The organism is Austwickia sp. TVS 96-490-7B (assembly GCF_019331795.1).
Lineage (GTDB): Bacteria > Actinomycetota > Actinomycetes > Actinomycetales > Dermatophilaceae > Austwickia.
The window spans coordinates 1-11,503 of the sequence record NZ_JAHPZL010000022.1; the positions used below are offsets into that span (position 1 = coordinate 1).

10 protein-coding genes and 1 pseudogene are annotated in these 11,503 nt (G+C 57.1%); 2 read left to right on the forward strand and 9 right to left on the reverse strand.

Going from position 1 to position 11,503, the window contains the following annotated elements:
* Positions 1-83: 83 nt before the first annotated feature.
* The 5 genes and pseudogenes from KEM60_RS14745 to KEM60_RS14765 form a co-directional block, all read right to left on the reverse strand.
* Positions 84-1,871: a hypothetical protein gene (locus KEM60_RS14745; protein WP_219108586.1), complete on the reverse strand. Its 1,788-nt coding sequence runs from the start codon at positions 1,869-1,871 to the stop codon at positions 84-86.
* Positions 1,871-2,548 carry an ABC transporter ATP-binding protein gene (locus KEM60_RS14750; RefSeq protein WP_219108588.1) on the reverse strand — a complete coding sequence of 226 codons (678 nt, stop codon included), beginning with the start codon at positions 2,546-2,548 and terminating at the stop codon, positions 1,871-1,873. Before KEM60_RS14750 ends, KEM60_RS14745 begins: the two co-directional genes overlap by 1 nt.
* A gap of 77 nt (positions 2,549-2,625) precedes the next feature.
* A complete protein-coding gene (locus KEM60_RS14755; RefSeq protein ID WP_219108589.1) occupies positions 2,626-3,138 on the reverse strand; it encodes a peptidase inhibitor family I36 protein in 513 nt (170 codons plus the stop codon).
* A 67-nt stretch (positions 3,139-3,205) separates the two neighbouring features.
* Positions 3,206-3,672, reverse strand: a pseudogene (locus tag KEM60_RS14760) (transposase); the annotation flags it as partial.
* 678 nt (positions 3,673-4,350) lie between these two features.
* Positions 4,351-5,427 carry a low specificity L-threonine aldolase gene (locus KEM60_RS14765; protein WP_219108591.1) on the reverse strand — a complete coding sequence of 359 codons (1,077 nt, stop codon included), beginning with the start codon at positions 5,425-5,427 and terminating at the stop codon, positions 4,351-4,353.
* A gap of 95 nt (positions 5,428-5,522) precedes the next feature.
* Between KEM60_RS14765 and KEM60_RS14770 the strand changes: the two genes are divergently transcribed.
* Complete coding sequence (locus KEM60_RS14770) at positions 5,523-6,842, forward strand: OFA family MFS transporter (protein WP_255574714.1); 1,320 nt, start codon at positions 5,523-5,525, stop codon at positions 6,840-6,842.
* 90 nt (positions 6,843-6,932) lie between these two features.
* Here KEM60_RS14770 and KEM60_RS14775 read toward each other — a convergent pair whose 3' ends face one another.
* From KEM60_RS14775 to KEM60_RS14790, 4 genes are read right to left on the reverse strand one after another with little or no spacing between them, the layout of a single operon-like run.
* Positions 6,933-8,156, reverse strand: a complete 1,224-nt coding sequence (locus KEM60_RS14775) for an FtsX-like permease family protein (RefSeq protein WP_219108595.1) — start codon at positions 8,154-8,156, stop codon at positions 6,933-6,935.
* Positions 8,153-8,887: an ABC transporter ATP-binding protein gene (locus KEM60_RS14780; RefSeq protein WP_219108597.1), complete on the reverse strand. Its 735-nt coding sequence runs from the start codon at positions 8,885-8,887 to the stop codon at positions 8,153-8,155. The genes KEM60_RS14775 and KEM60_RS14780 overlap by 4 nt, the downstream gene beginning before the upstream one ends.
* Entirely contained in the window at positions 8,884-10,005 is a 1,122-nt protein-coding gene (locus KEM60_RS14785) for a hypothetical protein (protein ID WP_219108599.1), read from the reverse strand. Before KEM60_RS14785 ends, KEM60_RS14780 begins: the two co-directional genes overlap by 4 nt.
* Positions 10,002-10,499 (reverse strand): hypothetical protein, encoded by a 498-nt coding sequence (locus tag KEM60_RS14790; RefSeq protein ID WP_219108601.1) that lies wholly within the window; start codon positions 10,497-10,499, stop codon positions 10,002-10,004. Before KEM60_RS14790 ends, KEM60_RS14785 begins: the two co-directional genes overlap by 4 nt.
* Before the next feature lie 617 nt (positions 10,500-11,116).
* On the opposite strand from KEM60_RS14790, the gene KEM60_RS14795 reads away from it, so the two are divergent.
* Positions 11,117-11,368: a hypothetical protein gene (locus KEM60_RS14795; RefSeq protein WP_219108603.1), complete on the forward strand. Its 252-nt coding sequence runs from the start codon at positions 11,117-11,119 to the stop codon at positions 11,366-11,368.
* Positions 11,369-11,503 lie beyond the last annotated feature (135 nt).

Sequence of the window (11,503 nt, forward strand, 5' to 3'; positions counted from 1 at the left end):
ACCTCGACAACGTCGCCTACCTCCTCAACGGCAGGCCCCGTCAAACCCTGGACTTCGACACCCCCACCGAACGCCTCGATAAACTACTCACCGAAGCAGGCGAGGCACTGACCGGATGAATCCGCCACCCAAGCACTCTGAAGACTAATTGGACTAGAAAGATGACTAATTTCCTCAAAATCTTTTTTGATTTGAGAACTTGTTCCGCCACTCGAAGTTTTATTCATTCCTAATGCGATTTGATTTGGCGCAACTGCGGCAACCTGTGAAATATTTATATAATATTCACTGGTCGCAGTACTAATAATAGTAGCCACTGGAACTGATAAAAATGCTATAACGGCACATGCTGTCATAGCTGTGGCAATAAAAGAACGATTCATTCGACGAACTGCTAAAGTTAATGGCACAGGCATAACACCGGGGCCATCTCGATAGATCGCAATTAAAGGTGCAATAAAGACCGCGCTAACCAAGCAGAAAATATTGATCCAAATTGATAGTTCTGAAGCCGTACTAGGCTTGTTAAAAATCGCTGCATTGATGAGCCAAGCCGCTCCAGCTACTAATAATAAAAAACGGAATAGACCAACAGCTTTTCTTGTTACACTACGTATCGCAATTGAGATTTTTCTTGACCTGCGCGCAGTCCATAGATCGTAGATCATCTCCGTTAGTAACCATAAAGTTAGGGGTAATATAGCACTGACTAGTGCGAAAGATAATGTCACAATTGGCAACAATGGGGGACTAAGTGGCTGGTGAGCATATTGTCTAATTACGTCTCGAAAGATGTAACCCAACATATCACCAACAATGATAGAAAAAATTATTGTAAAAATAATAGCAATCAAATTTGTTATGTATTGAACTATGGTAGTTCGATGTTGATTAATTCCCAGTAATAATAATTGCTTGCGAATATCTCGATTTTTCTTACTCTGACCTGCTATTATTACAAAAACGCATAGACCTGGAAGAATTAAAAGAGGAATCCATCCTGCAAATAATGGCGTTTCTTTATAAAAGGCTGACCAGGCCCTTGTGTTTTCTTTGCGAGTTTCATATGATGAAGCAATTTCTTTTTCGTAAGTCTGAGCATTGGACTTCGTTAACTTTTCGATCATTTTAGATACTTCAATTATAATTTGGCTTTCATCGCCTCCATTGAACTGGACCGCGAAGCTTATCTGTGGCCGCGAGTATCTCTCTCCATGCACAGAAATTTCGCTTATTATTTTGGATATAGTTCCCGGGGCAGAAAATATAGTTTTCTCATTATTGAAATATTTATCTTCGGCGATGCCTGCTACTCGAAATGAAACAAGTCCTCCATATAACTTGATGATCTTAGGATTGCCCATACGAAGATTAAGTTCAGATGACAAGACCACTTCAGCATCTGATTTTGGCCAGCTTCCTCTCTTGAGTAAGAATCTTGCAGAATTAAACTCTGCATTCCACTGCGTTTCATGAATTCGAGGTTTAAGGTCTGGCTGATCTTGGATTTTTACTGCATCCGTGGAAAGTGTCACTTGAGAGTTATTGGCACCGATAGTTGACATTAAATTAGGAATCATAGTCGCAACAGGGCATTCTTTTGATGGATGGCAACTACCTATCGGCACAGAGAATCTGTGTTCCCGATCTCCTAGATTTCTTTCTGAAATCTGATTTGAGGTGAGTTGGGTGGCTAGCCCTACGTGATGAAGAAGAGACAGGACTACAACAGTCAGCGCAAGTATGGACAAGGTCATCCACCAGCCCAGCTTTGCGTATGAGCGCTTCAATTCTAGAAAAATTAATCCACTATAATACGAATTCATTTTGCGTGATGCCAGACTTTCTGTGAGTTTCTTGAAAAATGACATTAGTAATAATTAATATCAACAATTTGTCCATCGTCAATGACGATACTTTGGTCGACCCACTGATTGACGAGTGGATCGTGGGTAGCGATCAAAATAGCCGCTCCAGCTTCTGCAACTTTTCTCAGTGCATCAAATACCGCGATTGTTGCCAATTTATCTAGCGCGCCAGTAGGTTCATCTGCGAGAAGAATTTTCTTGTTACCTGCGAGTGCACGAGCGATTCCGACACGTTGTTGCTCCCCTCCTGATAGAGTTTCAGGTGCCCGATGACAATAATCACCAAGACCAAGACTTTCTAATTCCTCTTGAGCAAGCTGCAGAGAAGCAAGTCGACGATGACCTTGCGCACGAAGGGGGAGCGCAACGTTTTCTGCTGCCGTCAGTTCGTTCAGCAAATTTCCATGCTGAAATATTACACCAATGCTATTCAATCTAACTTGGGCTCTTTTTTTAGACGACATGCGATCAATGCGCGTTCTGTTGATAAAAACGCTACCCTCATCTGGTACTTCAAGTCCTGCACATAATTTCAGAAGCGTGCTTTTTCCCGATCCTGACGGTCCCATCAGGGACACCATATTTCCTTGCGGGATATCAATAGAAATATCGTTAACAACCAAACGATCAAAGTCCCCGTTTTTAAATTTTTTCTTTACCTTGACTGCTTTAATTGCCATTAGTATCTCTTTTCAAATGTGAATGCGGGCGACAATCTTCGTTTATTGTCGCCCGCATTTCAGTTTCTCAGGTTAGATCAGCAGCCTCCGTTGGTCTTCCAGGATGAAACTCTGTCATTCCACCAGCCTTGAACCCAAGAGTTTCGCTGCCGCTTGGGCATCGGGAGGCACTCCCCAAGGCCATCTGCGTGTTCGTAACCAGCAGCGTCTTGGTAGCTACGATTAGCCCAGGAGGAGAGCTGATCATTATTCTTATGCGAGATGTTCACCAGCCCAATACCGGGCTGTTTCCAGCTCATCTCCCCACGATAGTTAAGATCGTTAAAAAAACACGGAGCTTGATCTGGGCAGCGTTCCCGCCAGCGATCTTGATCGCTCACTGCAAATGCGGGACTCGATACTCCGATACCGGCACCTAGAATAAGCGCGACAGCGATCCATTTTTTGCTCATGGCAATACCTATCTCTTGCATTGAATAACGAGGATCATATCGCTTTAGTAAGCGACGCAGAATGCATTCTGCACATTTATCTAAAATGAGCAAACAACGGCGTCTTAGCAGGCCCAATTTTCTTGTGTCAGAAGGCATCTGGGCTATGTAGCTTCTGCTTCCTTGAATCGCCCAGCGCCTCTGACTAAATGAAATTTCAACTTAATTAGGCTCTTCGCAATCCAGGGTGTAGTAGCGGTCTGAATCCGTCGGTCTCGGGCAGTGTGGTGGGTCAGGTTGCGCCAACCCGAGGGCCAGGCCGCGCAGGCGCTCAAGGCGCCCGTTCACGGCTTCAGTAAGGCTGTTGCTGGTGCGGGGTTGGTCGATGTAGGCCAGCATGTCGTAGGCGTGTCTGGTCAGGGTGCGGTCGAGCTTGCGTAGCTCGACCAGCGTCTTGGGCACGCCGTTGGTGAGAGTGTCGATGATGGAGCTCATCTCGACGCGGGCGGAGGTCTGGTCGGGGTGGCGGTAGGCGGAGATCATGCGCTGGTAGATGCCCGAGGTGTACTCGACCTGAATATGCCGATCGGCGGCGAAGAGCGATTCGAGGCGTTCGTGCTGAACTTCGGTGAGCAGGTCGGCCCCGGTGTGCACGGTCCGGCGCGCGGTATAGAGGGGGTCGCCTTTGCGACCGCACCGTCGGCACCAGTCGTCGGGCTCGATGACCCGACAAGCGAGCACCGCACGGTCAGGATCGAGTCGTTGGCCGGTGACCTCCAGGCCGAGGTCGTCCAGGCGGGTGAAGATAGTCAGGTCAGAGCGTGTGAAGGTAGCGTCGGGCACGTCGAGGTCTTTGGGATGGCTGCGTGTAGGAACCTCCATCTTCGGAAGACCTCAACCGCCTACCCCCGGACCGACGCGCCAGCCGACTACACCCTCATCTGCGAAGAACCCTTAATTATTAAGAGGCAGTCAGGCATGCATCACCAATCCAACTACTGCAGAAGCGAATTCATCACTATCCACCTAGACGGTATGTAGCGACCCGGTCGCTGTGACGGGGTTGCTACATACCGTCTAGCCCGCATCTTTCGTTGGGCCCGGTGAACGGGTGGATCGTCGGGGTCAGGGGGAGGTGGCCAGGGAGTCTAGGTGGTCGCGGTGTTACTGCAGGCGTCCCCCTACTCCACGCCAACGGGAACCCCCAGATCCAGCTTCACTTTCACCGGATCGTGTCCGGCCAGCGGCTGACGCCACAGCATTGACTCGAACGTGAAGATACAGACCAGAGAAGCGCCCTACGAACCTCGTGGATATCACCTGTCGCAAACGACATCCTTGCAGGACAAGGGCACTTCTCGCGTTCACCGGTCACATCACGAATGAAACCTCTGGGCTAGCGAGCGCCGTACGGATGGCATCAATGAACGCGTCGACGTCCTCTTTGGTGGTGTCGAATCCGCACATCCAGCGCACCTCGCCGACCGCTTCGTCCCAGTCATAGAAGAAGAACTGCTCGCGCACGGCATCAGCTACCGACCGGGGTAGCACCGCGAACACTGCGTTGACGTGCGGCTCACGCGTCAATCTGACCCCCGGCAGCTCACGCACGCCCGCGGCAAGACGCGCCGCCATGACGTTGGCGTGCGTGGCCGAGCGCAACCACAAATCTCCGTCGTACAACGCGAGCAACTGTGCCGAAACAAACCGGAGTTTGCTGGCCAGCTGCATCGTCATCTTGCGCACGTAGAGCATGCCCTGGACGGCGTCCGGGTTGAGGACTACCACCGCTTCCGCGCCCATCAGGCCGTTCTTGGTGCCGCCCAGGGATAGCACGTCCACGCCCACGTCTGTCGTCATCGCCCACAACGAGACACCGAGAGCCGCAGCGGCGTTACCCAGCCGGGAACCGTCCATGTGGACCACCATGCCGTGTTCTTTGGCTCGGGCGACCAGCGCCTTGAGTTCCGCCACGGAATACAACGTCCCCCACTCGGTGGACTGGGTGATGGAGAGCAATCGCGGCTGGGCGTGATGCTCGAAGTCGAATCCGACCGCTTTGGTATCCACCAGCTCCGGAGTGAGCTTGCCGTCCGGGGTGGGGATGGTGTCCAGTTTGAGTCCGCCGAGCTTCTCCGGCGCCCCACACTCATCGGTGTTGATGTGAGCACTGTCCGCGCAGATCACTGCATCCCAGGGGCGAGCCATCGCCATCAACGAGATGACATTAGCGCCGCCACCGGTCAGGACCGGATGGGTCTGGACCTGGGGCCCGAAATGCGCACGCATGATCTCGACCAACCGCTCGGTATAGGGGTCAGCGCCGTAACTGGTGACATGACCGCCGTTGGCAGCGGCCAACGCTTCCAGGACCTCGGGGTGGACCCCGGAGTAGTTGTCCGAAGCGAAGGTGTGCCGGTCTGGGTCGTGGAGACGCTGGAAGGTCATGGCGCCCAACCTAACCCCGAGGATCTTCGGTTCGGTCCGGACGGGCGTCCCAGAGGTGGGAAAATGACGGAATGGCCTGCTCGGAATCTTCTGACGTGACGACCGCGGATCCGGCGTCGACGTCCACCGACCCTCTTCCACCTCGGGCATCAGATCGGTGGGTGATTCTCGCTGGTGCGGTGTTGGTGCAGCTCGCCCTCGGTGCGGTCTATGCCTGGAGCACCTTCAGCAAAGCGCTGCAAGCGCCGGAGTCGGCATTGCGACTGTCGACGGTGGAAGCAACGATCCCCTTCGAAACGGCGATCGGCATGATCTTCGTGGGGACCTTCCTGGGCGGTCGGATCCAGGACCGGCGTGGCCCGCGCACCGTCGCCGTGGTGGGCATGGTGATGTATGCCGCAGGCATCGTGCTGAGTTCGTTCGCGCAGGCGCCGGGCCAGTTGTGGTTGCTGATCTTGGGGTACGGCGTCCTGGGCGGGATCGGACTCGGCCTGGCCTACATCGTGCCGATCGCGTTGCTGCAGAAGTGGTTCCCGGACAAAGCCGGGCTGATCACGGGGATCGCCGTCGGTGGTTTCGGGTTTGGTGCGGTGATCACCTCACCGGTGGCACAGACCTTGATCGAAGCAGACAAGACACATCCGGCGGCGGCATTCTTGCCGTTGGGGCTGGCCTACCTGGTCGCTGGCGTCGCTGGCGCTACGGTTTTCCGCAACCCGCCAGCGGGGTGGTCTCCTGCCGGTGTCGTAGCTTCCGGGCGGACGGCCACCACAGCAGTCGAAGGCCGCGATTTCACGGTGCGGGAGGCTCTGGGCACCCGGCAGTGGTATCTGCTGACGGTGATCCTCACGGTGTGTGTCACCGCAGGAATCTCCCTGGTGTCGGTGGCAGCGGCCTCCGCCACTGCTGTCGCCGGCTACAGCGCCGCCGGAGCTGCCGGGCTGGTCGGTGTCATGGGCCTGTTTAACGGGGCTGGCCGCATCGGTTGGGCTGCCCTATCTGACCGGATCGGCAAGATGCCTTCATTCGTCGGGATCCTCGCTCTTGAAGGCATCGCCTTGATTCTGCTGCCGCGGATCGGGACCTCCCCGGTGTCCTTCGCCGTGCTCGCCGCGATCATCTACACCTGTTACGGCGGTGCCTTCGGCGCGCTGCCCTCCACCGCCGGACAATTCTTCGGCGTCAAACACGCTGGCAGTATTTATGGCCTGATGCTGGTCGCCTGGTCCATCGGTGGAGTTTCCGGTCCGCTGATCGCGTCAGCACTCATCGGCTCATCGAAAAACTACGTCCTGGCCTACACGGTGATCGGGGCAATCGCCCTCATCGGAGCAGCGATTCCCGTGCTGACCTCACCTCCGCCACGCCCCCGGGATGACACCTCCCCCGCAGCGACACCGGCCACCACCGCCTGAGCGACATCCGGCGTACCAGCGGGGACATGATCCCCACCCGACTGCGCTCCGAAGGCCCGCCCCGCGACCCGCTCGCGGAGCGGGCCTTCGTCAGCTCCGACGCTCCAACACATCTAACGGATCGCTGCGCACCGCAGTGACTGCCGGGCCCACCGACGCCACCAGCAGCACCACCAAACTGCCCACCGCCAAATCAAGGACATCCCGGGCGGTGACGAGCACCAGCGGCGTCCCAAAAACACTCCGCGTCAGATCAGCCAGCATGGGCCGAGCCAGGACACTAACCGTCGTCGCCGTGATCACCCCGCCCACCAGGATCACCACCACGTCCAACACCACCAAGGCAATGATGTCCACGCTGCCTGCGCCATACGCCCGAGCCAACCCAAACAACCACCGCCGGTCGCGGACCACGATGTTTTCCGCGACCAACACTCCGACTCCACCTAACAGCAGGATCGCTGCGCCCAACGTGCGGTACATGATCTGCACGCCCAGCCCCGCCCGCCGTAACGAATCATTGCTGCCTGGGGTCTCCACCTGGCAGATCTGCGGCGGTTGACCGTCCACCCCGCGAGCGCTCTGAGTGGCAGTCACACAGCTGTCCCGCAAGGCGTCGGTGAGCTGCGGTGCTTCCGAGGACGACCAGGCGATGACCTGCCAGGTGTCGCTACCAGCCTGGTCGACGGGCACGGCGGCTTGGACCAGGGGGACATATTCAGCCCGCACCATCACCACGTCTTTGTGGAGCCGACCCACCACGTCGGGGACCGCATCGAGAGCGTCCGGTGGCAGTGGGGCACGGTCCACGCAGACCGGGGGCCTCTCGTCTGCGGAATGGCCAGCGGCAGGGGGACTGGCCACCACAGCAGAGGAGGACGAGATCGACCCGACCAGCGTCATCACCTGCTGTGGCTGGCCAGGAGCATCCTGATTGATGCCCGGACAGCGCAGGTTCACTCCGGGGAAGCTCCGCACTGCTATCACCGTGGCTGGGATCCCCCGAACCCGCAACACGCGATCAATCTGGGCGAAGGTCTGTGCGGGCGGCTGCGAAGGCAGTCGCGGGACGGTGAGCGTGCGCAGCGTCCTCGGCCCGGTGATGTCATCGACGGCAGCATCCATGTCATGTTGAGAAGCCGAGGCCATCGACGAGGTGACCAGCGACAACGTCATCCCCAACGCGACCATGATCACTAACATCAGGGTGCGCCCCCACCCTCGGCGAGCCAGCTGCATCGCCAACCAGGCAGTGCGCCAGCCCGTCCAGCCTGGAGGCGGCGGCAGGTACTGGCGCGGGATGAGCCGGGTCACGGCTCACCCCGAGAAGTGGGGTCCGCCGAGCAGATCCGCCCGAACGCTAGATCCACGGTGCGGTCCGCCATCGCAGCGATCGTGTGATCGTGTGTGACCACGATCACGGTGGTGCCGCTTGCTGTCAGCGCGTATAGGTCCTCGGCGACCGCATTGCCGGTGTGTTCGTCGAGATTCCCGGTGGGTTCGTCAGCAATGACCACATCAGGGTCGGTGACCAAAGCCCGAGCGATAGCAACTCGTTGTCGCTGGCCACCTGACATGGCATGCACCGGCCGGTCGCTCAGATCCGCGATGCCCAACCGGTCAAAGAGGTCCATGGCGCGCCGCCGAGCATCCCGCCGAGACAGCCAGGGCGCGAAATGCCACGGCAAGAGAGCATTGTTTAAGGCTGTGACCTGCGGGTCCAAATGAAAGGATTGAAAAATCATCCCGACATGGCGGGCTCGCAGCCGAGCGAGTTCACGGCCACGGCGCGGCACTTCCACCCCATCGAGACACACCATTCCCCGGCTCGGGGTGCGCATCAGCGCCAACACCGACACCAGCGTGGATTTGCCTGCCCCCGACCGGCCGACGATCGCCACCGACTCACGCGCCGCGAAGGCGCAACTCACCTCTGTCAGCGCAGTGACTGTCCCGGTGGCGGTCTCATAGTCGACACCCACCCCGCACAATTCCATCCGCGGTGGGGCCAGGTCACCTTCAGGTGCGCAGAGCAGGCCGGTCATGTCGGCGGCACCAACCGATCACCGGCCGCGATGCCCGACAAGATCACCCGCCGTACGCCGTCACCGACACCCACCACCACCGGCACCGGCCGGGATGCACCATCCTTGCCGACAGTGGTGAGCGTGACATCCTCACCCCGGGGATCCTGCCGCAGATAGATCTCGGGCACCGACAGGACAGGAGCCGACGTGCGGCTGCTGATCCGCAAACTCGCCGCAAGGTTCGCTACCGTGCCGGTGACTTCTGGCAGGACGCATGTCGCCTCAGGTTTAGCATCTGGGGAGCTTGGCGCGGTGATGCTCAATGCCCGACAGGAGACGGTGCGTTGACCCAACGCACTGGGATACGTCGCTTCCGCGGTGACCTCCCCGGCGGATAACCGCAACACCTGCGTCGCAGTCAACGAGCCCGTCACCGCGGTGTAGCGGTGGCGCACCGTGAGGGCTTGCGCGGTGTAGGAGAAATCCCCCTCGATCGGGGCGGTGATCACCCCAGCTCGGTCAGTTAACTGGCGTACCTGAGACAGCAGCACCGTCCCCGGGTGAGCCCCAGCGGCGCGGGCGGCCAGTGCGCTGTCCACCGTGGTGCGGCCCAGTCGTCGATGCGCCCGGATAGGCACCGACGGATCAGGGACCTGTGGTGGTGCGGCGCCCCCAGGCGTGGGTGCCTGACTCGGGGTGGACGTCCGGGTGGAGTCATGGGGGCTGCCCCCGAAGCGCGCTGCCACGGGGGCGGCCAGATCACGCTGAGCTGTGGCTTTCTGCGCCTGTTGCTCTTGGGGACGGCAGGGCGCTGGCGTGCCAGCAGAATCCAGGCATCGCCGCGCCGACACCAGGTCTGGATCAGCAGTGAAGGTCAGCCCTTCGGGCACCGGGATGGTGAACACATCTTTCTGCCCGGTTGTCGCCTCCACCGTCATAGAAAAAGCGAAGGATGCTGGTGGTCGGACGACGTACGTCGTGTCCTGGCTGCTGGTGCTCACTCCCGTAGGAGTCGAGGCGACCATTCCTTCTTGACTGTCCGGGGCTGCACAGGCGGCACATCCCAGCAGCAATGTCATGCCAACGGCCATGCCCTGCACACCAGGGCGGGACGCCGTACGGCGGATGAGATTCATCGCTTCGTGAGCTTGGCGACCGCAGCCTCGATCTTTTCCCCGGAGTAATCACCTGGAGTGACTGGAATCTCCCGACCGCATTTCATCTCCCCCACTAACGACGACGTGAAACCTTCCATATCCTTCGCTGCGGCCAGTTCAATCCTCTTCTTGTTTTCCTCATTGATAGCGGTGAAACCTTCAGTGACCATCTCCGGCTTGGTCAGCGATGTCAACGTCCCCGGCTCCCCCGTTTCAACCCACTTCTTCAACACGTCATACGCAGCCCGGCAGGACTGATAGTCATACGCCCTGGCCTGCACGATTTGATTTCTGATTTTTTCATCAGAGTTAGACTCGTACTGCTGCTTGACACCGGGCTCATTCACCACTTCCTCTGCCGCACTTTTATCGACACCCTTAAAGACCTCACTATCCGCACTCAACTCAGAATGCATGGAGCAAGCAGTTAGCACCAAAGGCACCACCAGCAATCCCCACTTCCCCTTTCCCATAAACAAACCTCCTCGCAGTTCATGTCATGCGCATTTCACGTGCAATGACACACCAAACATTGACTCCGTATGATAATAAGTTTAGAGGCGCTATTCACGAGCACTTGAACCCGGAGCGACTTGCGCGCCAAGTAAGGGCGTTATTCACGAGCGATTAGAAGTCGGACGACCCGTCCGTTGCAAGGGCCTGTGACCTGCAGGTTTCCTGACTCTCCTCAAGGGGGTGAAACCCTCGTGAATAACGCCCTAATTTCCATAAAGGAAACCCGCCGGGAGCGGCGCCCCCAGGGCAGCTTTTGGGGTCGCACGCCGGACCCCAAAAGCTGCCCTGCGAACTAGTAATCATACGTATAGTCTCCACTATAAACCCCATTTCCAGGAATCCACCCATTGCAGTCGTAGGTATTATCCCGAGTTCCCCAAAGTTTATAGGTAGAATAAGAAACATTGGTCCAGGTTTTCATTTGACCATTGAACACTGTCACATCGTTCGTATTCCGACCTGTGGTCGTGCTTTGGAGATGCGCCGTGGTCGGGAGTAGGGATCGCTATTGTTTTGCGTGAGTCTGAAAGTACCGGAGGATGAGACCGTAGCAAGATCGGCCCAGTCCCCGTGATTGCAAGAAACTCGCGCCTGTATTCGCATCGTCGAAAAACCCGGAGTCGCTGATGCGGGGAGCGCCCCAACTAAAAGTCCTGACAAAGATAAAGTAACGATACCGATCATTGTTTTGGATGTGCGTGACATTGAAACCTCCTGGATGACTGAGATGGCTTCTGCGATTTTAGGGATGTCTTTCAATGCGCCAGAGTCGATTTTTCGCCAGAAAACAGCACAACTGAAAGCCGTGCCAGAATCGACGAATTAGAACTTATCAGGCTCTTCCCAGATGAGGGTGTAGGTCGGGGTAGGTGTTGGCGGCGAGTCGGTGGCCGGATAGGGGTCGAGGTCTTCCGAAGATGAAGGTTCCTACACCGCTCATCTGGAAGACCTCGACGTGCTG

Excerpts from the sequence above, each read along its gene's own strand:
- KEM60_RS14750 (WP_219108588.1), bottom strand. The coding sequence starts at position 2,548 with ATGGCAATTAAAGCAGTCAAGGTAAAGAAAAAATTTAAAAACGGGGAC.
- KEM60_RS14780 (WP_219108597.1), bottom strand. The coding sequence starts at position 8,887 with ATGACCGGCCTGCTCTGCGCACCTGAAGGTGACCTGGCCCCACCGCGG.
- KEM60_RS14755 (WP_219108589.1), bottom strand. The coding sequence starts at position 3,138 with ATGCCTTCTGACACAAGAAAATTGGGCCTGCTAAGACGCCGTTGTTTG.
- KEM60_RS14765 (WP_219108591.1), bottom strand. The coding sequence starts at position 5,427 with ATGACCTTCCAGCGTCTCCACGACCCAGACCGGCACACCTTCGCTTCG.
- KEM60_RS14745 (WP_219108586.1), bottom strand. The coding sequence starts at position 1,871 with ATGTCATTTTTCAAGAAACTCACAGAAAGTCTGGCATCACGCAAAATG.
- KEM60_RS14790 (WP_219108601.1), bottom strand. The coding sequence starts at position 10,499 with ATGGGAAAGGGGAAGTGGGGATTGCTGGTGGTGCCTTTGGTGCTAACT.
- KEM60_RS14785 (WP_219108599.1), bottom strand. The coding sequence starts at position 10,005 with ATGAATCTCATCCGCCGTACGGCGTCCCGCCCTGGTGTGCAGGGCATG.